Raw genomic sequence first — 21,685 nt, forward strand, 5'->3', positions numbered from 1 at the left:
TTATTAATCCTTCAAGCTGAATGCTTCCCAGCTGCTTTTAAGGATTTCCCATGCGACTCTCCGTACTACTTAGCGTCCTTCCCGCCGTTTTGCTGGCTGCTTGCACGGCCACGGGCAATAGCGCGCAAACAAGTTCGACCTCTTCGTTCAGCGACTCTTCTGGTGGTCTGTGCAATGCGGACGCCTTGAATCCAGCCGGTCAAACCGCCAGCCAAAGCCAAGTTGAACGTCTGGTCAAACAGGCCGGTGCGGCAAAAGCCCGCGTCCTGGCTCCGGACCGCATGTACACCACGGACTACGACCCCACCCGTTTGAACATCCGCGTGGACGAACAAAACAAAATTACCTCTGTTTACTGCGGCTGATCCCTGATGACTCTTGAGCAAAGCCAACACTTGCTGGACACGCTATTTGCCCCTTGGGTGCAAGCCCTGAAATTGCGTGTAGAAAACATGAATGAAGACGGCGTGGTTCTACGCCTGCCTTTTTCAGATCAATTGACGCACGTGGCCGGTGTGGTCTGCGGTCAGGTGTATATGGCGGCAGCCGATACCGCCATGGTGCTGGCCGTCAGTCAAAGCCTGGGGGAGTTTCGCCCCATGACTACAGTTTCACTGAACACCAGCTTTGTACGCCCGGTTAGCCAGGGGGATGTGCTGGTACACGCCCAAGTGCTGAAGCGTGGCAAAAGCATGGTCTTTGGCGACATCAAGCTGCTGGACGAGCAAGGTCGACTGGCCGCCCACGCCACCACCACCTACGCCCTGCTGCCAGGCTGATGCTCCTCGGGACGGCCACCCGCTTTGCAAGACAGACTCTGACACAAAACAATCCGTCCAGGGGTTTGGCAGAGCGGGCGTGGCACGACTATCATCGTCATAGCAGCTACGCCCCGGCTTAGCCCTGTGGCCGCTGCCCCGTCCGATTCCTTGTTGATCGCTTTTCTGGAGAAGTTCAAATGGCAAAAGTCCTGGTTCTCTATTACTCCGCCTATGGCCACGTAGAAAAAATGGCCCAAGCGGTTGCCGAAGGTGCACAAAGCGCTGGCGCGACGGTGGACATCAAGCGTGTCCCCGAACTGGTCCCGGAAGCCGTGGCCCAGAAAGCGAATTTCAAGCTGGATCAAGCCGCCCCGGTAGCCACTATTGGCGACCTGGAAAACTACGACGCCATCATTGTCGGCACCGGCACCCGTTTCGGGCGCATCAGCTCGCAAATGGCCAGTTTTCTGGATCAGGCCGGTGGCCTGTGGGCGCGCGGCGCACTCAATGGCAAGGTAGGCGGTGCCTTTACCTCTACCGCCACCCAACACGGTGGGCAGGAGCTGACGCTACTGTCCATTATTCATAACCTGATGCACTTTGGCATGATTGTGGTGGGCCTGCCTTACAGCTTTGCAGGCCAGACACTGCTGAACGAAGTCACTGGCGGCAGCCCTTACGGCGCATCCACCATTGCCGGTGGCGACGGTTCACGTCAGCCCAGCCAGAACGAGCTGGACGGCGCCCGCTACCAGGGCCGTCATATCGCTGAAATTGCAATCAAGCTGAAAGGCTAAAACGGAGTACACAGATGGGCATGATGATAGATGGACAATGGCATAGCAAAGAGCCTGTCAGCAGCACCCAGTCCGATACATTTCAACGTGCCCAGTCTGCCTTCCGGGACTGGATTACCGCCGACGGCGGCCCCGGCCCGGACGGCCAGGCAGCGCAGCCTGCCCAGGCCAATCGCTATCATCTGTATGTCTCGCTGGCCTGCCCCTGGGCGCATCGCACCTTGATCATGCGCGAATTAAAGGGGCTGCAAAAGCTGATTTCAGTGTCGGTGGTGAACCCCATCATGGGCGATCAGGGCTGGACCTTTGAACCGGCGGAGGGCGTGGTGCCGGACCCGGTCATGGATGCGCAGTTCCTGCATCAGCTCTATGCCAAGGCGGACCCGCAATTTACGGGGCGCATTACCGTGCCCGTACTGTGGGACAAGCAGCGCGGCACAATCATCAATAACGAGTCGGCCGAGATCATGCGTATTTTCAATAGCGCCTTTGATACTTTGGGCGCGCGCAGCCTGGATATGGCACCTGCCGAGCTGCTGGGCGAAATCGACCAGATCAATGCCCATGTGTATGACACCGTCAATAACGGGGTCTACAAAGCAGGTTTTGCCCGCTCACAAGCCGCCTACGACACAGCAGTTCATGCCCTGTTTGGCAGCCTGGACGGGCTGGAGGCTCGCCTGAGCCAGCAGCGCTACCTGACGGGCACGCAACTGACCGAGGCCGACTGGCGCTTGTTCACTACCCTGATTCGCTTTGATCCGGTCTATGTTGGCCATTTCAAATGCAATCTGCGCCGTCTGATTGATTATCCGAATCTGTGGAACTACATGCTGGAGCTGTACCAAATGCCTGGCGTGGCCAGCACGGTCAGCCTGGATCACATCAAGACCCATTACTACAGCAGTCACCGCCATCTGAACCCGACGGGCATTGTGCCGGCTGGCCCTGTACTGGATCTGAACGGGCCCCACGGACGAGGTCATTTACCCGTCCAGCCAGGGCCCTTGCATATCGGCCTTCAGTAACCGGGGCGATCGAAAATATCGGGATTGAGCAAGATGGAGCGGTCTACCTGATTGATATCGGTACGACCGCAAAACGCCATGGACACGTCCAGCTCATTCGCCATCAGTTTCAGCAAACGGGCCACACCGGCCTGCCCCGCCGCACCCAAGGCATACAGGAAAGCACGGCCAATCATGGCACCTTGAGCGCCCAAGGCGCGGGCACGCAACACATCCTGACCGCTGCGAATACCACCATCGACCAGCACTTCGATCTTGTCACCTACCGCCTTGCTGATCGCAGGCAGGCAGGAAATTGAGGATGGCGCGCCATCCAGCTGACGGCCACCGTGATTGGACACGATCAAGGCATCGGCACCACTATCCACGGCGTAACGAGCATCGTCGGCATCCATAATGCCTTTAACAATCAGCTTGCCGCCCCAGGCATTCTTGATCCACTCGATATCTTTCCAGTTCAGGCTCGGGTCGAACTGCTCGGCCGTCCAGGTAGACAAGGAGCGCAGATCCGACACCCCCTTGGCGTGGCCGACGATATTGCCAAAGCTACGACGGTGCGTGCGCAACATATTTCGGCACCAGTACGGCTTGGTCGCCAGATTCAGCAGATTAGGAATGGTCAGGCGCGGAGGTGTGGTCAGGCCATTTTTAATATCTTTGTGACGCTGCCCCAAAACCTGCAAGTCCAGGGTCAGGACCAGCGCCGAACAATTAGCCGCCTTGGCACGCGCAATCAGGTTTTCAATAAAGCTGCGATCACGCATCACATACAGCTGGAACCAGAACGGGGCACGGGTAGCCTGGGCCACGTCCTCCAGCGAGCACACGCTCATGGTGGACAGGGTGAAAGGAATACCAAAATCCCGTGCGGCCAAAGCCGCCAGCATTTCACCATCGGCGTGCTGCATGCCGGTCAGACCGGTAGGGGCAATAGCCACGGGCATGGCCACATCCTGACCCAGAAGCTTGGCCTTCAGACTGCGATGGTCAATGTCCACGGCCACGCGCTGTTTGAATTTCAGCTTGTGAAAATCCTGCTCGTTCGCATGATACGTGCCCTGCGTCCAGGAGCCGGAGTCGGCGTAGTCATAAAACATCTTGGGCACGCGGCGTTTGGCCGCCAGGCGGAAATCTTCAGTGCAGGTAATTTTCGACAGATCCATTACATTGGGCTCCAAAACAATGGCGTAATAATGCGACTTTGTGCCCTGCGGGGCAAGTCATCCGGGGCAGACTGTTCGAAGTTTCTGTCTGGCGCGCCTAAAGGACCACCAAGACGAGCCCCCAAGACCAAAAATAAAGAGATTCACTGTTGTCCCGCTGCACGCCTTGCCATCTCTGGCTTTACAGCCTGCCCGCCGACCCCGAAAAACATAAAAAAAGACGATTTCAGTAAAATTTGTTGATATTTTGGTGACAAGTAAAAATAGCCGTGCTATATTTCTACTTCTTTAGCGGCTGTAGCTCAGTTGGATAGAGTACTTGGCTACGAACCAAGGGGTCGTGGGTTCGAATCCTGCCAGCCGCGCCATATTCAGTAAAAAAGCCATTTCTTCGGAAATGGCTTTTTTGCTTTCTGCTCTCGGACAACAGGCAGGGAAAAGACCCACTACCCCGCCAGGCACCACCCAAACCCCACCCACAATAGCAATACGAGCAGGCTGGAACGAAGAAATAGAATGAGCAGTAGTGGCTTTTTATGTAGACAGGAATAACTCCTGCACGACCTTATCGCCTTTCTGACAACTCAATACCCTCACCGTCCCCAAAGCCATCATGCACCCACACCGCCACGGGGACGGCATAGCTCCATCCACCCGCTTTCCACCAGCATTCTGCAAACCACGCTTTGGTGGTGTTAGCCGCGATACTCAGTCCATCCAAGCCTTCATCCAGGAAATAGTCTTCGTGGAAGGCGTCCATCTTGTCCAAACCCAGAGACAGTTCCAGGGCTCTACCGGGAAAGATGGAAGGGTCGCTGCTATCTACTTTATTATTTTCACCGCTGTAGTAAATCCATGCCGACGGGGTTTCCAGGCCATCTTCACCAAAAAAAATTTGCACCTGGGCATCCGCAACGCTATCTGGCACAGGCAAGGCGAACAAGGTACGTAACTCGGTAATGAGATGCTTTGAAGCTCGTTCCAGACACCGCCTGTAACGCTGCTGAAACTGTGCCGGACTTAAGCCGAATGGGACCATACCTGTAACTCCTGGGGCTTTGAAACTGCAACTAATTGACTTGGGGCTGCGTCATCATCACGCTTGATGTTGACGCAGCCGCCACGAAGAATAATAGTTCCTCTCCCCAGTCAGCAAGCCACTCTTGCATTGGCAAGACTCTGAATGCCACTGCTCACTCCTGATCTCGGCTATAGCTCAAATCACTCAGGTACCTGGCGACGAATCGGAGACCTGGGGTCACGTCCTGCCAGATGGACTATCCCTACAAACAAATAACAGACGTGCAAAAGCGGCGCTACCTGTTAGCGCCGCTTTTTTACAACCCAAAGCAGACGCGCTTAGAAGCGGGCTTGCACATTCACCATAAAGTTACGTGGCTCGCCATAAATCAGGCCGTTATAGAAACCGAACTCTCGATAGTATTCCTTATCGAACAGATTATTGACGCGTGCCGTCACGCTCAGATTCTTGTTCACGTCATAACGCGCCATCACGTGGGCCAGCATGTAGCCGGACTGACGAATCGGGCTGTTATCAAAGCCGCCGCCCGTCAAGGGACGACCGGGCATAGGCGTGGATGTCGTGGAGCTGTCATAGCTGATACTGGTCCCCAACGTCAGCTTGTCGGCCAGCACGTTCGGACGATACGTGGTGCTAACACGGAAGCTGTGACGCGGGTCCTGACGTGGACTGCTATTGGGACTGGAATCCACCACATTCATATAGGTGTAGCCAGCATACACATTCCAGCGATTGGTCAGTGCCCCCGCCAGTTGCAAGTCCAGGCCAGTAGATTTGATACCCGTAGCATTGGCCACATACGCCTGATCGCCGGTATCCAGTACGGTACGATCATCATCCGCCTTGGCGACGTTGGTCTGCTTGGCATGGAACACCGCTACGGTGCTGGACAAGCGATCATCCAGCCAGGAGCTCTTGATACCCGCCTCGTAGCTGGCCCCCGTAATTGGCTTGATGATATTGCCTGCCACATCGCGCTGGCTTTGCGGTTTGAACACGTCGGTATAGCTGGTGTAGAGCGTGTGATTCGGCGTGACATCAAAGGTCAGGCCTAGATAGGGTGTCCATACCTTCTTGTCCAGCTCGGAGCGACGGGCGCTTTTGACATTGTCCTTGTCGTAATCGTAGGCATAGGTTTTGTAGTAGCTATAGCGCGAACCCAGAATGACTTTCAGATTGTCAGCCAGCTCCAGACGGGTGGCGATGTACGGGCCGTAATTGGTCGTCCGTGTCACACCACGCGCATCGGTACGGAAGGTTTGCGGCGCACCGTACTCATTACCATTCCAGGTCTGCCAGTTGGCCGGCAGATCCAGACGGTACTGACATCCACGAGCAGGCACATGACCATCAATATGGCAGTTCCCCAAGGCCCCACTGAACTGATAGGAAGTCTCCTCTGAGCGCTGGCCGTTAAAACCCAGAATCAACTCATGCTCGCGACCCAATAGTTTGAATGGCCCGGTGACATTCAAGGAGAAGGCATGCTGCGTGCCCTCGCTTTCCGAATGCAGGCTGTTCAAATACGCCAGCCCCGTTTCTCTATCAAACAGGCCCCATTTGGAACCGGCGCTATTGGCTTTCAACACCCCAAAGCTGTTGATGCTTTCCAGGTCGCTATAGCTGTAGTTGGCGTCGGCATGCCAGCCACCGCCCAGGTTCTGCTCCAGGTTTGCAAACCAGGTGTGATTCTTGCGCTGGGTGTAGCTCCAGTCCGCAACCGGGTGATAGCTGCGATCGAAATCCGTACGAGTGCCGTCCGAGAACCAGATAGGCACGTTCGTGCCCCAGGATGTGCCCTTGTGCTTTTTATAGGTGTACTCGTAACCCGCCGTCACGCTGGTGTCGGGCGAGAAGTCGTAAGTCACGGTAGCCAGCAGGCCAAAGCTCCTGGGGTTCTCATTGTCGCGGAAGGTATGGCTGTCATCCCCGCTAAGCACCAGACGCGCCCGCAAATCCCCATCTTGGCTCAGGGGAGTATTGATATCCCCCATCAGGCGTCGTTTGCGCCAGCTACCCAGCTCGACATTGCCCTGCAGGCCAAATTCCCGGTATGCCTTTTTACGTGACAGGGAAATGCTGGCCGACGGGTCACCCGTACCGCCCAGCAAGCCGTTGGCCCCGCGCAAGACGCTGACGTCTTCGTACAGGTCCATATTCACCGCCCCGCCTATGCCGGAAAAACCGGACTCGCCATTGAACTCCAGGCCATCAATCTTGTAGTTATTGATGTTGAAGCCACGCGCCCGGTAGGTTGTACGCGAGCCAATATCCACCTCATTGACACTGATACCCGACACCGAGGTCAAGGCATCGTCCAGCGACTGAATGTTTTGATCCTCCATTTGCTGGCGTGTAATGTTGGTGATGGCCTGCGGCGTATCTTTTTCTTCCATACGCAGCCCGGTCGAGCTTTTGCTGTAAATCTTTTGGTAGCTGTCTTCGGGCTCTGCCTGCTCGTGCCCCTTGACCGTAATGGGCTTGAGCATGGCGGGCGCATCTTGTGCCCAGGCTGCCTGCCCGCTCAGGGCAAGAAGAATCAAGGCCGCAAGAGGCTTGAGTGGTGGACGGGATGAAGGGAACGGCAAAACATGACTCCTGTTTAATAATGAGAACAATTCTTGTTCGCCGTAAGATTAGCGTGTATGGTTTCAGGCGATGTTTCGCCTTATGTTCCCGCCCAATCGCAATGTAATGGTATGTAATGACAAGTTTTTCCAGCCCCCAACGCCGTGTATTAATCATTGAAGATGATGTAGAACTTGCCGAGCTGACCGCCCAGGAATTGAGCTTTGGCGGATTCACCACGTACATCGCCGAAAGCGGTGCTCAAGCGTTTGAACTGCTCAAACGCCACCCGATTTCTCTGGTCTTGCTGGACCTGATGCTGCCCGGCGAGGATGGCCTGGAACTGTGCAAACAATTGCGCGGCATCGACAATCCTCCAGCCATCATCATGGTGACAGCCCGTAATGAACTGGCCGACAAGGTGGCGGGTCTGGAGCTGGGCGCGGATGATTACGTGGTCAAACCCTTTGAATCCAGAGAACTATTGGCACGCTGCAAGGCGGTGATTCGGCGCCATGCAGCTCCACAGGCCCAGGCAGAAACCGCCATCGCGGATGCTCCGCCCTCGCGCTATCACTTTCTGGGCTGGCAGCTGGACCTGAATGCACGCCAGTTGTATTCACCCCAAGGCGTCACCATCTCCCTGCCCAATTCAGACTTCCATGTGCTGCTGTCCTTGCTGGAAGCCCCCAATAAAGTACTGTCACGCGCCCTGCTGCTGCGCCGCGCCTTTGGCCGCAATCTGAACTACGAAGACAGGGCTATTGATGTGTGCATCAGCCGTATCCGCCATTACATAGAAAAGGATCGTTCCAAGCCGGAGATCGTGCGCACCGTCCGCAACGAGGGCTATATCCTGTACATAGACCCGCAATCCCTGCACGCTGAATAAAGCATGGCTGTTTCACCCTCAAGCACGTGGCCGGAGAAACTGCGCCGCAGCTTCTGTTTTTTCTATCCCGAACGATTACGCAGCAAGATCACTCTGGTCGTAGTCGTGGGGCTGCTGGTGGCCCAGATTCTGACCGGCACCATGTGGTCGCAAATGCGCCGGCAGGTCTTGATAGAAACCCCGGCCCGTATTGCTGCCGTGCGTTTTTCAGACTGGTATCTATATGCCGAGTCCCAGCTAGCCCATGGCGCGGACATTGACCCCAGCCTTCTGTCAGGCGTATCCGCCACACCCGTCAGCGCAGATCTGCCACTGGATTACCAGTCCAATATGAGGGAGGACTTTGGGCTGTTCTTTGAAAAAGTCATTCAAGAGCGCACCGGAGCCTGCAAGAATTTTCATCTGCTGTCGGTGAACAAGGCCAGACCTACGGACAAGGAGGCGGGTATTCCTTTGCTGGACGCCTTTTCGCGCGAACTGAATCTGGTGGATGTGTCTTTCTCCGCCATATTCAAGCTGTCCAATGGCCAGCACTGGCGACTGCATGTGGTGGAAAACCAGGGCTGGAGTTCCATCGGCAATCTGAAATTCACCTACGACTATTTCCTGCGCATCTATTTCTTCCGCCTGATTCTGGTGGTCATCGCCCTGACCCTGTGCCTGAACTTCATTTTTCGGCCACTGAAAAAGCTGGAAAAAAGCGTGCTGGAAATGGATGTGAACCGTAATCAGGAAAAGATACAGCTGGGCGGCTCCAAAGAGTTCAAGCGGCTGGGCGTGGCCTTTAACAATATGGTGGAGCGCGTACAAAAACATATTGAAGAGCGCGCCTATTTCTTCTCGGCCGTATCCCATGATTTGCGCACACCCATCACACGCCTGAAGCTGCGCGTACAGAAAGTGCAGGACGAGGCCTTGCGCCTGAGCCTGAAGCGGGATGTGGAACAGCTCAATGAACTGGTCAACTCCACGCTGGAACTGATGAGCTTTCAGACCTCTGACGAAGCCTTTGCCGAAGTCGATCTTGCCGCCCTGCTGACGGCAGTCAGCGTGAATCGTCAGGACCTGGGAGAAAGCATCGCGCTGGCAGAACTGGAGCCAGCCATTCTGAACATACAGATTCAGCGCTTTCGCCGTTGCCTTGAAAACCTGATCTCCAATGGCTTGCGCTACGGGCAGCACGTATACATCTCCGCACATAAAGCAGCGACGGAATACATCATTACCGTGGCCGACGATGGCCCCGGCATTCCTCTGGACGAGCAAGCCAAGGTCCTGCGCCCTTACTACCGCCTGGAGACCTCCCGCAATCGCTCCACCGGGGGCTATGGTTTGGGCTTGAGTATTTGCGATGAAGCCCTGCGCGCCCATGGTGGACGGCTGGAGTTTGGACACCAGGAACAGCGTTTTTGTGTACGCATCCATTTGCCCTTGCAGCCAGCAGGATAAAGACATTACAAAGTGCCGGGTTAAATCTGTGCCACAAGGGGCTCCGGCCCCTCTCCAAGCCTGATTTTTAGTGCTTTTCCAAACTATTTTGCATTTATTTCTAGAAAAATGCTTTTTAGGCTTGCCATGCAGATAAATAGTCTGCTATAGTTTCACTTCTTTAGCGGCTGTAGCTCAGTTGGATAGAGTACTTGGCTACGAACCAAGGGGTCGTGAGTTCGAATCTTGCCAGCCGCGCCATATTCAAGTTGATTTCTTCACGGAAATCAGCGACCAGAGTTAGAACTCGTGGGGTCAAACCCAATGGATGAGACTCTGAAAAGATCAGCCCTGATGACGATGTCATCAGGGCTTTTTCTTTGCCTGCTGCTTTTACCCTGCATACCGCCGCTTACCTGCAAACAGATCAAAACTCCACGACTGCAGACCGGGCACAATGTCTGTTGCACTTTCCTGCCCCTGCGCCCTCAACCGCCACGGGACAAGCGGTGTAAAGTAGCGACTTCCGCCCAGACAGAGCCTGCCTGCTCTTGCTAGACCACAGCGTCTGCGCGGACCTCTTCTTAATCGACAGGATTGACCATGTTTGAGCGCACAAAACTTCTTTTGCCTTTAGCGGCCCTCCTTCTGGCCAGCGCCAATAGCTACGCCCAGGATAGCGGCCCTGCCATTCAACTGGCGCAAATGGGCGGAGCCATGCACGCTGCCGCCGAAGTTTGCGGTGACTACAGCCAGACCCAGCTTGATGAGATGAAAAAACAGCAGAAGTCTTCCATTCAAAGCATGGGCCTGAACGACGAGGACTTTGATAAAGCCTTTGAGCAAGGCCTGGACCGTGGCCGTCAGGATCTGCAAAAAGCCACTGCCGAGCAGCGCAAGCAGATGTGCGAGCAATTGCGCTCCGGCCCCAAGTTCTAAATTCGCTCTACTCAACAAGAAAGCGCTCTGGCCCGCAAGGAACCAGAGCGCTTTTTACTGCCAGCGCGAAGACGGACTCGTCTTACAGCGCTTTGACCATATCTTCGATGGTCTTTTTGGCATCGCCAAACACCATCATGGTCTTGTCCATATAGAACAGCTCGTTATCCAGACCAGCATAACCAGCAGCCATGGAGCGCTTGTTCACGATCACGGTTCGGGCTTTGTAGGCTTCCAGAATCGGCATGCCCGCAATCGGCGAAGCCGGATCGTTCTTGGCGGCCGGGTTGACCACGTCGTTGGCCCCCAACACCAGCACCACATCGGTCTGAGCAAACTCGCTATTGATGTCGTCCATTTCAAAGACCTGCTCGTAAGGCATTTCGGCCTCGGCCAGCAAGACGTTCATATGGCCAGGCATACGACCGGCGACCGGGTGAATGGCGTAGCGCACATTCACACCCTGGCTGGTCAGCTTGTCCGACAGCTCTTTCAAGGCGTGTTGAGCACGGGCCACGGCCAAACCATAACCAGGCACAATCACCACGGACTCGGCATTGCTCATCATGAACGCGGCATCTTCAGCACTGCCGGATTTCACCGAACGATTGCCCTGATCTGCACCACCCGCAGCCGCTTCCGGATTGGCACCAAAACCGCCCAGAATCACGTTGAAGAAGGCGCGGTTCATGGCCTTGCACATGATGTAAGACAGAATCGCACCGGAGGAACCCACCAGCGAACCGGCAATGATCAGCATGGAGTTGTTCAGGGAAAAACCAATCCCTGCTGCCGCCCAACCCGAATAGCTGTTCAGCATGGACACCACCACGGGCATGTCTGCCCCGCCAATCGGGATGATCAGCATCACGCCCAGCAGGAAGGACAAGGCCAGCAGCACGCCAAAGGCCCACCATGCTTGCGTCATCACAAAAACCACGCCGCAAGCCAGGGCCAACAGCCCCAGCAGCAGGTTCAGCATGTGCTGACCTTTGAAGGTAACGGGTGCGCCCTGGAACAGTCGGAACTTGTACTTGCCCGACAGCTTGCCAAACGCAATGACCGAACCGGAGAAGGTAATGGCACCGACCAGCGCGCCCAAAGCCAGCTCCACACGGTTACCCATGGGCAGAGCCACCTCGGCCGAACCAATCCCGAAGGCCACCGGCTCCAGCACCACGGCAATCGCAATGGCTACCGCAGCCAGACCAATCATGCTGTGCATGAAGGCCACCAGTTCCGGCATCTTGGTCATCTCGACACGGCGTGCCATGACGGTGCCCAGCACGCCACCAATCACCAGACCAATCAGAACCCGCAGCAGGCCAGAGAGCTCTTTGCCTTCAGGAGCGAGGCTATAAATCAGCACGGCTGTGGTCGCAATGGCCAAGGCCATCCCCACCATGCCGAACAGATTGCCACGACGCGAACTGGCTGGATGCGACAAGCCTTTCAGGGCCTGAATGAAACACACCGAGGCCAGCAAATAGCACAAGGTAACGGTATTCATGGAAATCATGACTGCCCTTCCTTGGGCGTATTTTTAGCGCCCTTCTTTTTGAACATTTCCAACATGCGGCGGGTTACCAGGAAACCACCAAACACGTTTACCGAAGCCAGCGCGGTGGCAATAATGCCCATCGCCTGCGCCCAAGGGCTTTCGGTCAGGGCCGCTGCCAGCATCCCGCCCACAATAATGATGGCCGAAATCGCGTTGGTCACCGCCATCAAGGGCGTATGCAAGGCGGGCGTTACGGTCCAGACCACGTGGTAACCCACGTAAATGGCCAGCACAAAGATGATCAGGTTAATGACCAGGGGAGAAATAATATCCATGGCGTCAGGCTCCCTGCTGTGGAAAGAGTCGTTTGCCACCCTGTACAACACGGCTGGCATTCACAATGTCGTCGTCCGCAGGGATATGCAGCTCGTCAGACTGATCCTTGAGCATCAAGCCCAGGAACTGTTGAATATTGCGTGCATACAAGGCAGACGCATCCGCAGCCACACGGGCCGGGAAGTTGGTCTCGCCCACCAGGGTCACGCCATATTTCTCCACAATCTGGTCGGCTTCGGTCAAGGCGCAGTTGCCGCCACGGGCCGCAGCCAGGTCAACAATGACCGAACCTGCCCGCATGGACTGCACCACTTCCTCGGCAATCAGACGCGGGGCGGGCCGCCCCGGAATCAAGGCCGTAGTAATGATGACGTCGGCCTGGGCGCAACGCGCCGCCACCACCGCCGCCTGCCGTTGCAACCAGGAAGCGGGCATGGGACGGGCATAACCGCCTACCCCTTGTGCCGCTTCGCGCTCTTCATCGGTCTCGTAGGGCACATCAATAAACTTGCCGCCCAGGGACTCGATCTGCTCACGCGCGGCAGGACGCACATCAGAGGCTTCTACCACCGCCCCCAGACGACGTGCCGTGGCAATCGCCTGCAAACCGGCCACACCCGCGCCCAGCACCACGACACGGGCCGCTTTGACGGTACCCGCCGCGGTCATCATCATGGGAAAGAATCGGGGATATAAGGTGGCTGCTTTCAGCACAGCGGCATAACCCGCGATATTGGCCTGCGAGGACAGAACGTCCATGCTTTGCGCCCGCGTGGTACGCGGGATCAGCTCCAGGGCGAACGCCTGGCAGCCCGAAGAAGCCAGCTTGTCCAGACCCTGACTCTCGTAAGGGTCCAGCATACCGACGACCACATGCTCGGCACGCAAACGCGCCGAATCCACATCAGCCGGGCCCACTACCAGCAGCACGGTGGCTTGATAGGGATCTCCTATCGTTGCCCCTGCTGCCTCGTAATCGGCATCCGAGCTGGCAATCCCCTGTCCGGCACCCGCCTCGATAATCACATCATGGCCCGCCTTGCGGTAAGCCTTGATGGTATCGGGCGTGGCCGCTACCCTCTTTTCCCCGGTCCCCCGGGGGCTTAGTACACCCAGTCGCATCTTCAATCTCCAGTTAATTAACTAACTTCTACGATCTCTGACGACGTGCAGTACCCGGATGGGTGAGTCTGTCACCACGTGGACACGACCCAACAACCTCTCCGGCCCGGTGTGTGTTTGCCCTCAACACCGGAACACCATCTATAAATTCGGATGTGCAAAAAACAGGCCTGGTGCAGACCGGCCTGAACAGGATAGAAACCTACCCTTTAGTGTCCCTCTCCCACTCCTGCCCCTTGCAGGAAACTGTCATTCTTTTTGAACTCACTATAAGGGCCTTTATTTGACACAAGAAACCCCGACCCGCACTAGACCGCTTTAGACGAAAAAGCAAGACACATTACTACCACCTGATTATCGCAATATGATGCCTGTCCGACGGGATTTTTTTTGCTTGCCCACTGGGTAACACTGAGTAGATCAGCCTTTGCTACGGACTTAGACGCCTGATAATTAAAACTACAAGCATTGGCCTGCTGCTAAGATAGCAACTTCCTATAAAACTTGTCACTAACTCGTAATTAATGTTCGTGTTCACGCCCCGGTGATGTTTGCGTCGCTACTGGCCGCTGAACCACTTCTTTTTAAAGCCTAGGCAACCGCCCCCTTGATACGCGGTTTACCTGCACTACTCAGTCCCAGGCTGATCTATCCCCATGGCAGACATCCACATCGATCACGTAGTGAAACGCTACGGCAACAATACCATCATCAATGAACTGAGCCTGCAAATCCGGCATGGCGAGTTCTTCACTTTATTAGGGCCCAGCGGCTGCGGCAAAACAACCTTGCTGCGCATGATTGCCGGTTTCATCATCCCCGATGAAGGCCGCCTGTTTCTGGACAAGGAAGACATTACCTACCTGCCCGCGCACAAGCGCGAGACCGGCATGGTGTTCCAGGACTATGCATTGTTCCCCGATAAAACTGTGTTTGACAATGTGGCTTACGGCTTGCGGGTACGCAAAGTCAGCAGCAGCGAGATCAAGAAAAAAGTCGCCTACATTCTGGAGCGTGTGGAACTGGGGGGCATGGGCGAGCGTTACCCGGCTGAGCTGTCCGGAGGTCAACGCCAGCGTGTAGCCCTGGCCCGCGCCCTGGTGATCGAACCCCGTGTTCTGCTGATGGATGAACCTTTGTCCAACCTGGATGCCAAGCTGCGTATTCAAATGCGCCAGGTCATCCGCGAATTGCAGCAGGAATCCAATATCACGGCTATTTTCGTGACGCATGATCAGGAAGAAGCCCTGTCCATGTCGGACCGTATTGCCTTGCTGCGTCAGGGCCGTATCGACCAGCTCGATACCCCCGAAGCCATGTACTCCACACCACGCACTGCCTATGCTGCCGACTTTATTGGTGCGGCCAACCTGATCGACACCCTGGGCGTGCATGTGGAAGCTGATCACACCACCGTCAGCATTGCCGGTGGACACATCATGGTGAACAACCCGCCGCCTGCCGGCCAGGTACTGCTGGCAGTGCGCCCTGAAAACATCACTTTGCATACCGAAGCCCAGGCTAGCAGCATTCCGGCCCAGATTGTGGCTCGCCAATATCTGGGAACCAAAACGGCCTACAGCCTGAAACTGAGCGATGGTAAGCAAATTATTGCCGACGTTGCCGCTGCCCAGGACCCGCATCTGTCTGCAGGTGCTTCGGTGAACCTGAGCTTTAGCCCTGAATGTCGTCTGGTCGAGGCGTAAGACCCATGGCTATTGCTGCAAGACCCCTGGCCCTTCGTTCTCCCTGGTTCCTGCCCGCCCTGGTCTGTCTGGTGGTGCTGGTGTTCTGGGTTGTCTGGCCACTCGCCTCCCTGTTCTATCAAAGCGTGATCGACCCGGCAACAGGCATGCCCAGCCTGCACGGCTTTGAAACCTTCTTTAGCGACCCTCGCTATGTTGAGGCCTTCTTCAACACCATCAAGCTGGGGCTGATCTCCACGATAGGGACGCTGCTGCTGGGTGCGCCGCTGGCCTATGTGGTGGCTCGCTACGACTTCCCCGGCAAGGCCATTGTGGCCATCCTGCCCCTGACCACCATTGTGCTGCCGGACATCATCGTCTCGCAGGCCTGGCTGATGCTGCTGGGCAATAACGGAGTGGTGCGTCTGGCCCTGGAAAGCATTGGTATTGACCTGCCCAGTTTCTACGGCTGGTTTGGCATGTCCTATGTGCTGATCCTGAACGATTACACCTATGTGTATATCGGCATGCTGGCTGCGCTCAAGGCCATTGACGGCACGCTGGAAGAAGCGGCCGTGAACCTGGGTGCCAGCAATTTCAAGCGCGCGCTTAGCGTCACCTTTCCGGTGCTGATGCCTGCCTTGCTGGTCAACGCCATGATTGTGTTCACACTGGCCGTGGACAACTTCTCCATCCCCATGATTCTGGGCGGTCAGGTCGATGTGCTGTCCTCGCTGACCTACACCACCTTTCTGTCCGAGATGAGCGGTAACCCCACCATGCAAGGTGTGCTGGCCGTGGTGTCCGTCATTCTGGTCGGTGCGGTGTTGTTCATCCAGAAGCGGGTACTGGAGCGCAAGACCTTCCAGATGCAGCAAGGCCGCGCCCCACGTCCGGTTCGTGCTCAAGGGCTGGCCGGCATCTTGCTGACCGTTGGTGCGGTGCTGTTTGTGACCTTCTCGCTGATTCCGGCCTTTATCGTGCTGATTGGTGCCTTCACCAAAGCCAGCGGCCCGGTCATGCAATACGGCACCTTCACGCTGGACAATATGGAGCGTGCCCTGCGCTACGCTCCCGAGCCCATCTTGAACTCGTTGATGCTGGCCAGTGTCGCCACTATTGCAGGCACCTGCTTTGCCACGATCTGCAGTTACCTGATCGTGAAAAAGCGCCTGTTCGTGGTCACCGCGCTGGACTATATGGTGATGCTGCCTTTGGCCATTTCCGGCACCGTGCTGGGTATTGCCCTGATCCAGACCTACAACAGCGGCATGCTGGTACTGACTGGCACCTGGGTGATCATGGCCGGCGCGTACTTTGTGCGTAAAGTACCCTTCTCCATTCGCTCGGCCTCGGCCTCGCTCTACAACATTCCCGACTCTATCGAAGAGGCCTCCATCAATCTGGGTGTCAGCCCCTTCCAGAGTTTCTTCAAAGTGGTTCTGCCCTTGATGAAGCCCGCCATTCTGGGCGCGGCCATCCTGATGTGGGTCACTTCGCTGGCTGAAATTTCCGCCACTATCGTGCTGTATTACGGTGGTATGGAGACCATGCCCATCCAGATGTTCCGTCAGATCGACGCCGGCTTCCTGGCCCGCGCTTCGGCCTATGGGGTGATCTTGATGGTCGTGATTCTGGTGCCGATTTATCTGGCTATCCGTTTTCTCAAGCTGGATCTGTTTTCCAGCCGCTAATCTAAAAAGGCTCACTATGCTGACTACACGTTTTCTGAAAACTGGTCTGGCACTCTCCCTCAGTGTCGGCGCCCTGTCCCTGTCCGGTGCCGCCATGGCCGCCAATGCCGTGATGTACACGCCCAACAATGTGCAAACCATTGATACGGCGCTGGAAATTGCTCGCAAGACCGCGTCTGACCTGTCCATTCAACAAGTGACCTCGGGCGCTGGTGCCTTGATGAAGCGTATCGAAGCCGAAGCACAGAACCCGCTGGGTGACGTGGTCTGGGGCACTGGCTACGGCACCATGGCCGCTTTCCAGCAGAACTTCGAAGCCTACGAATCGCCCGAGAACAAGGCCATTCCTGAAGCTTTTCATGGCAAGGACAGCCTGTGGACCAGCTCCAACGCCCACGTCATGGTAATCATGGCCAACGAACGTCAACTGAAAGGCCAGGCCGCTCCCAAAACCTGGTCCGATCTGTTCGATCCTCAGTGGAAAGGCAAGGTCATTATTGGTGACCCCGCATCATCGGGCAGTGCCTACGACCAGGTTTATGGCATCTACCAACTGTACGGTGCAGAAGGCCTGCAAAAGCTGGCAGCCAACGTGATCGTGTCCAAGAGCTCGGGCCAGGTCTACAAAAGCGTGGCTAACGGCGAGTACCCCTTGGGCGTGACCATGGAATACGCGGCCTACGCCTACGTGGCCGGTGGTCAGAAAGGCATTGAGCTGATCTACCCTGAAGACGGTACCTTCATCGCTCCTGAAGGCGTGGCCGTGATCAAGAACCCCAAGAACGGCCAGGAAGCGGCCCGCAAACTGGTCGACGTTCTGCTCTCCAAAGAAGTACAGGAAGCCGAACTGGTGGAGAACTTCCGCCGTCCTACTCGCAGCGACATCAATGTGGCCGAGCTGACCAAGTTGCCTAACCTGGATCAGATCAAAGTGGCCAACATCGATCCTTTGAAGGCTGCTGCCGAGTACGAAACGGTCATCGAAGCCTGGAAACAGGCTTTGGCTGCAGCTGGCAAATAAGCCGGAGAAATTCAGAGCGCAACAGCAATGCGTGGTGGGCCTGCCCCACCCGCCTGCTGGTCCGCACTGAATGGACAAACCCCTTGATGCTGGATTCTCATCCGGCTCTCAAGGGGTTTTTTATTGCCTGAAATACGTGAGCAAAAACGGCTGCTGGGTGACATATTCCCAGCACTTTCAGACCGGCTCCGAAACTGCGTTGCGCTTGGCAAGCAACAAGCCTGGAGAAAGACAGAGCTGCCTTATTTATCCACTGGATAAATCTGATCTTCACGCAGGCGTGGGCGATCGGCTTCCACTTCGGTCAAAGGCTCCACACGCTGCATGGTTGCCAGTGAACGCTGGGCCAGACGCTGGTACATACGTGTGCCGAAAAACTTGCCATCAATGGCTTTCTGATCCAGTTCTTTGACCACCGTCGCGGGAGAACCGGCCACCAGACTGCGGGGCGGCACTTGCATCCCTTTCTTCACAAAGGCCATGGCGCCAATAATGCTGTCTGCACCAATATCCGCCGCGTCCATGACGACCGCATTCATACCCACCAGCACGTTGCGGCCAATGACGCAGCCGTGCAGCACGGCACCGTGCCCGACGTGGCCATCCTCATGCACCACCGTGTCCTGATAAGGCGTGCCATGAATAACACAGGTGTCCTGAATATTGGAGCCGGCCTTCATGATGATGCGCCCGAAGTCCCCGCGCAAACTGGCCAAAGGACCGATATACACGCCCTCGCCAATAATGACGTCACCAATCAGTACAGCGGTAGGATGAACATAGGCCGTGGGGTGAACCACTGGCACCAGCCCATCAATAGAATAAATATTTTGCATACCTGCCTCGTACAAAAAGCCTGCACCCACAGCCGGCCCAAGGTCCGGCCAAAAATACGATCATAGCTGCTGCAGACCGATATAATGCGCCGTACTCTTTCTTTTTGCATCCTATGAGCATGTTGTATTACTGGCTGGCCTTTTCCCTGGGCATGGTGTTTTACGCCGCCTACTTGTCGCAGTCCTTTTTGCTGTCGCAAGGCATCATCTATATGAAGGAAAAAGATCAATCGCCGCCCCTGCTCTGGCTGTTCACCCGCCTGATCGGCTTTATCCTGCGTGCCATTCCCGGCCTGCTGATGCGCCCTATCCCCCTGATTTTGTGGGTCGTGGGCCTGGGGCTGACGGTGCAATACAGTTTCGCGCTTTAAGCCAGACGGGCCGCACTTTTCTCGTTCACTGCACGGACATCCGGGTCAGGATTGGGGGCTTCCTGCCCCCACGTCTGCGACTCCCAGTCAAGCCTTCTGCGCCTGTCAGTCAATTCAGCACTGTCCTCCCCTCCTAAACTGACACAAAACAGGATGGCCGGGCTCTGTAAGCAGCACGGCCTGGCGATCAAGATCGCGGATACCGCGACAAGGAGGATGTATGCAGACAAGGAAAATCGTCCGGGCAGCCGCCGTACAGGCCGCCTCTCCCAACTACGACCTGGCAGCAGGTGTTGATAAAACCATTGAACTGGCTCGACAAGCGCGTGATGAAGGCTGCGACCTGATCGTATTTGGTGAAACCTGGTTGCCAGGCTATCCCTTCCACGTCTGGCTAGGTGCGCCGGCCTGGTCACTGAAATACAGTGCTCGTTACTATGCCAACTCACTCTCGCTGGACAGTGCAGAGTTTCAGCGCATTGCCCAGGCTGCGCGAACCTTGGGCATTTTCATCGCATTGGGCTATAGCGAACGCAGCGGTGGCAGCCTGTATCTGGGCCAATGCCTGATCGACGACAAAGGCGAGATGCTGTGGTCACGTCGCAAACTCAAACCCACGCATGTAGAGCGCACCGTATTTGGTGAGGGTTATGCCCGTGATCTGATTGTGTCCGACACAGAACTGGGACGCGTCGGCGCTCTATGCTGCTGGGAGCATTTGTCGCCCTTGAGCAAGTACGCGCTGTACTCCCAGCATGAAGCCATTCACATTGCTGCCTGGCCGTCGTTTTCGCTATACAGCGAACAGGCCCACGCCCTCAGCGCCAAGGTGAACATGGCCGCCTCGCAAATCTATTCGGTGGAAGGCCAATGCTTTACCATCGCCGCCAGCAGTGTGGTCACCCAAGAGACGCTAGACATGCTGGAAGTGGGTGAGCACAACGCCTCTTTGCTGAAAGTAGGCGGTGGCAGTTCCATGATTTTTGCACCGGACGGACGTACACTGGCTCCCTACCTGCCTCACGATGCCGAGGGCTTGATCATTGCCGATCTGGATATGGAGGAGATTGCCTTCGCCAAGGCGATCAATGACCCCGTGGGCCACTATTCCAAACCTGAAGCCACCCGTCTGGTGCTGGACTTGGGGCACCGAGAACCCATGACTCGGGTGCACTCCAAAAGCGTGACCAAGGCAGAGGCTTCCGAGCCAGGTGTGCAAAGTACGGCTACCTCAGTCGCTATCAGCCATCCCCAGGACTCGGACACACTGCTCGTGCAAGAGCCGTCCTGATCCCAAGAGATGACAAGGCCCGGACAGCTTGCCCGGGCCGTGATTCCTTCTGCTCCCCGGTCCTGCATCCGCGTCGTCCTGGTCGGAAATTATCGCCCTCCGCCACTCTTTCTGGTCTGGCTCAAACCAAAGATCTTGCCTGATACTTAGTCAGTCCAGTTGATCGCAGTCCCTGCCGTCAGCCTTTGGACCCACGACGGAGAGATCATCAATGGAGCAATGGTCCACCACGGCAGTTCCCGCTACCCGGCGCGCCCCCTATTGGATGGAGGCCGTCAACAAAGCTTATGTGCAGCTGGAATGCGCCGTCCCCTCCCGTTCCGCTACCCCTTTCTTCGGGGCCATTACGCGACGTGAACTGGCAGAGGTCAGCCTATCTCGTATCTCCTCGACCACCCAGACCGTGCTGCGCACGCCACTGCAAATTTCCAGAGCATCCGAGGATATTTTTCTGCTCAGTATTCAAGTGGCAGGAGCGGGACAACTAGTTCAGGATGAAAAGATCGCTAAGCTGAAACCCGGCGATCTGGCCCTGTACGACTCCACCCGCCCCTATCAACTCCTGTTTGACCAGGACTTTGAGCAGTATGTCCTGTCTTTGCCCGGCTCCATCCTGCGCAAGCGTTTGCGCAATGCCGAAGATATGACAGCCTGCAAAATAACCAGCGCCCAATCCGGCACGGCACGCCTGCTCGCCTATATGGTGAGCGAACTGATGGCCTGCCCGCCAACCGGCGGACCTATTGTGGATCTATCACTTGCCGACAGCCTGGTCGGTATTCTGGTGGCAGCGCTGGCCGAGAATCTGGGCAACCCGTCCTTAAAGGACGATACGGGAACCGTGCGGCGCGACCGGATCAAAGCCTATGTATTGGAGAATCTGCGCGACCCCGAGCTGAATATAGGCAAGATTGCCAATCGCCTGGGCCTGACAGCCAGCACTGTGCATCGCGCCTGGGAAGGCGAGGCCGATTCACTGACAAACTGGATTTGGTCCATGCGCCTGCAAGGCGCTGAACAGGATTTGCGCCGTCTAGCCCATCACCACAAGACCATCACTGAAATTGCGTATCACTGGGGCTTCAGCAGCTCTGCCCATTTCAGCCGGGCATTTCGGCAGCGCTTTGGTGTGCCGCCTAAAGAGGCCCGCGAAAGTATGCGGGCCCAGGTCCAAACAAACACGATGCCTATCTGATCCGGCGGTCCGGCG

At 56.3% G+C, this 21,685-nt stretch carries 20 protein-coding genes and 2 tRNA genes; 15 read left to right on the top strand and 7 right to left on the bottom strand.

The window, feature by feature from the left end; genetic code table 11:
* The first annotated feature begins 50 nt into the window (after positions 1 to 50).
* From ACFPDR_RS10210 to ACFPDR_RS10225, 4 genes are all read left to right on the top strand, one after another.
* Positions 51 to 365 carry an I78 family peptidase inhibitor gene (locus ACFPDR_RS10210; protein ID WP_022983535.1) on the top strand — a complete coding sequence of 105 codons (315 nt, stop codon included), beginning with the start codon at positions 51 to 53 and terminating at the stop codon, positions 363 to 365.
* 6 nt (positions 366 to 371) lie between these two features.
* On the top strand, positions 372 to 779 hold the full coding sequence (locus tag ACFPDR_RS10215; RefSeq protein WP_035270861.1) for a PaaI family thioesterase: 408 nt from the start codon (positions 372 to 374) through the stop codon (positions 777 to 779).
* A 179-nt stretch (positions 780 to 958) separates the two neighbouring features.
* Entirely contained in the window at positions 959 to 1,558 is a 600-nt protein-coding gene (wrbA, locus tag ACFPDR_RS10220) for an NAD(P)H:quinone oxidoreductase (protein ID WP_009457766.1), read from the top strand.
* A 14-nt stretch (positions 1,559 to 1,572) separates the two neighbouring features.
* A complete protein-coding gene (locus ACFPDR_RS10225; RefSeq protein WP_376911097.1) occupies positions 1,573 to 2,586 on the top strand; it encodes a glutathione S-transferase family protein in 1,014 nt (337 codons plus the stop codon).
* Here the strand turns inward: ACFPDR_RS10225 and ACFPDR_RS10230 are convergent.
* Complete coding sequence (locus tag ACFPDR_RS10230) at positions 2,580 to 3,749, bottom strand: alpha-hydroxy acid oxidase (protein ID WP_376911098.1); 1,170 nt, start codon at positions 3,747 to 3,749, stop codon at positions 2,580 to 2,582. The two genes, ACFPDR_RS10225 and ACFPDR_RS10230, sit on opposite strands and share 7 nt — an antisense overlap.
* A gap of 291 nt (positions 3,750 to 4,040) precedes the next feature.
* On the opposite strand from ACFPDR_RS10230, the gene ACFPDR_RS10235 reads away from it, so the two are divergent.
* Positions 4,041 to 4,117, top strand: a tRNA-Arg gene (locus tag ACFPDR_RS10235).
* A gap of 197 nt (positions 4,118 to 4,314) precedes the next feature.
* Here the strand turns inward: ACFPDR_RS10235 and ACFPDR_RS10240 are convergent.
* Complete coding sequence (locus tag ACFPDR_RS10240) at positions 4,315 to 4,788, bottom strand: hypothetical protein (RefSeq protein ID WP_137431288.1); 474 nt, start codon at positions 4,786 to 4,788, stop codon at positions 4,315 to 4,317.
* Positions 4,789 to 5,108: 320 nt separating this feature from the next.
* Positions 5,109 to 7,379: a TonB-dependent siderophore receptor gene (locus tag ACFPDR_RS10245; RefSeq protein ID WP_376911099.1), complete on the bottom strand. Its 2,271-nt coding sequence runs from the start codon at positions 7,377 to 7,379 to the stop codon at positions 5,109 to 5,111.
* Between the two features lie 116 nt (positions 7,380 to 7,495).
* On the opposite strand from ACFPDR_RS10245, the gene ACFPDR_RS10250 reads away from it, so the two are divergent.
* The 4 genes from ACFPDR_RS10250 (at position 7,496) to ACFPDR_RS10265 (ending at position 10,618) form a co-directional block, all read left to right on the top strand.
* On the top strand, positions 7,496 to 8,251 hold the full coding sequence (locus ACFPDR_RS10250) for a response regulator transcription factor (RefSeq protein WP_376911100.1): 756 nt from the start codon (positions 7,496 to 7,498) through the stop codon (positions 8,249 to 8,251).
* Between the two features lie 3 nt (positions 8,252 to 8,254).
* On the top strand, positions 8,255 to 9,700 hold the full coding sequence (locus ACFPDR_RS10255) for a sensor histidine kinase (RefSeq protein ID WP_376911101.1): 1,446 nt from the start codon (positions 8,255 to 8,257) through the stop codon (positions 9,698 to 9,700).
* Between the two features lie 163 nt (positions 9,701 to 9,863).
* Positions 9,864 to 9,940: transfer RNA gene (locus tag ACFPDR_RS10260), tRNA-Arg, on the top strand.
* A gap of 342 nt (positions 9,941 to 10,282) precedes the next feature.
* Positions 10,283 to 10,618, top strand: a complete 336-nt coding sequence (locus tag ACFPDR_RS10265; RefSeq protein ID WP_035270874.1) for a hypothetical protein — start codon at positions 10,283 to 10,285, stop codon at positions 10,616 to 10,618.
* A gap of 82 nt (positions 10,619 to 10,700) precedes the next feature.
* On the opposite strand, the gene ACFPDR_RS10270 is transcribed toward ACFPDR_RS10265, so the two are convergent.
* The 3 genes from ACFPDR_RS10270 to ACFPDR_RS10280 are packed head-to-tail and all read right to left on the bottom strand — an operon-like array spanning position 10,701 to position 13,577.
* Positions 10,701 to 12,137 carry an NAD(P)(+) transhydrogenase (Re/Si-specific) subunit beta gene (locus ACFPDR_RS10270; protein ID WP_088450874.1) on the bottom strand — a complete coding sequence of 479 codons (1,437 nt, stop codon included), beginning with the start codon at positions 12,135 to 12,137 and terminating at the stop codon, positions 10,701 to 10,703.
* Complete coding sequence (locus tag ACFPDR_RS10275; RefSeq protein WP_009457776.1) at positions 12,134 to 12,454, bottom strand: NAD(P) transhydrogenase subunit alpha; 321 nt, start codon at positions 12,452 to 12,454, stop codon at positions 12,134 to 12,136. Before ACFPDR_RS10275 ends, ACFPDR_RS10270 begins: the two co-directional genes overlap by 4 nt.
* 4 nt (positions 12,455 to 12,458) lie before the next feature.
* Positions 12,459 to 13,577, bottom strand: coding sequence for an NAD(P) transhydrogenase subunit alpha (locus tag ACFPDR_RS10280; protein ID WP_137431291.1), 1,119 nt, complete (start codon positions 13,575 to 13,577; stop codon positions 12,459 to 12,461).
* A 656-nt stretch (positions 13,578 to 14,233) separates the two neighbouring features.
* Here ACFPDR_RS10280 and ACFPDR_RS10285 point away from each other — a divergent pair.
* From ACFPDR_RS10285 to ACFPDR_RS10295, 3 genes are read left to right on the top strand one after another with little or no spacing between them, the layout of a single operon-like run.
* Complete coding sequence (locus tag ACFPDR_RS10285; RefSeq protein WP_035270877.1) at positions 14,234 to 15,283, top strand: ABC transporter ATP-binding protein; 1,050 nt, start codon at positions 14,234 to 14,236, stop codon at positions 15,281 to 15,283.
* A gap of 5 nt (positions 15,284 to 15,288) precedes the next feature.
* Positions 15,289 to 16,956: an ABC transporter permease gene (locus ACFPDR_RS10290; RefSeq protein ID WP_080748018.1), complete on the top strand. Its 1,668-nt coding sequence runs from the start codon at positions 15,289 to 15,291 to the stop codon at positions 16,954 to 16,956.
* 16 nt (positions 16,957 to 16,972) lie between these two features.
* Entirely contained in the window at positions 16,973 to 17,977 is a 1,005-nt protein-coding gene (locus ACFPDR_RS10295; protein WP_083054036.1) for an extracellular solute-binding protein, read from the top strand.
* Positions 17,978 to 18,219: 242 nt separating this feature from the next.
* Here ACFPDR_RS10295 and ACFPDR_RS10300 read toward each other — a convergent pair whose 3' ends face one another.
* The gene (locus ACFPDR_RS10300; RefSeq protein ID WP_035271432.1) at positions 18,220 to 18,813 is read right to left on the bottom strand and encodes a phenylacetic acid degradation protein PaaY; all 594 of its coding nucleotides are present in this window, start codon (positions 18,811 to 18,813) and stop codon (positions 18,220 to 18,222) included.
* Between the two features lie 113 nt (positions 18,814 to 18,926).
* On the opposite strand from ACFPDR_RS10300, the gene ACFPDR_RS10305 reads away from it, so the two are divergent.
* The 3 genes from ACFPDR_RS10305 (at position 18,927) to ACFPDR_RS10315 (ending at position 21,670) form a co-directional block, all read left to right on the top strand.
* Positions 18,927 to 19,184: a hypothetical protein gene (locus ACFPDR_RS10305; protein ID WP_022983531.1), complete on the top strand. Its 258-nt coding sequence runs from the start codon at positions 18,927 to 18,929 to the stop codon at positions 19,182 to 19,184.
* Between the two features lie 220 nt (positions 19,185 to 19,404).
* A complete protein-coding gene (locus ACFPDR_RS10310) occupies positions 19,405 to 20,475 on the top strand; it encodes a nitrilase (protein WP_060185692.1) in 1,071 nt (356 codons plus the stop codon).
* 211 nt (positions 20,476 to 20,686) lie between these two features.
* Positions 20,687 to 21,670, top strand: a complete 984-nt coding sequence (locus ACFPDR_RS10315; RefSeq protein WP_203145011.1) for a helix-turn-helix domain-containing protein — start codon at positions 20,687 to 20,689, stop codon at positions 21,668 to 21,670.
* The last annotated feature ends 15 nt before the right edge of the window (positions 21,671 to 21,685 follow it).

It is taken from the genome of Alcaligenes sp. GCM10023179 (assembly GCF_042653705.1).
Taxonomy (GTDB): Bacteria; Pseudomonadota; Gammaproteobacteria; order Burkholderiales; family Burkholderiaceae_B; genus Alcaligenes; species Alcaligenes phenolicus.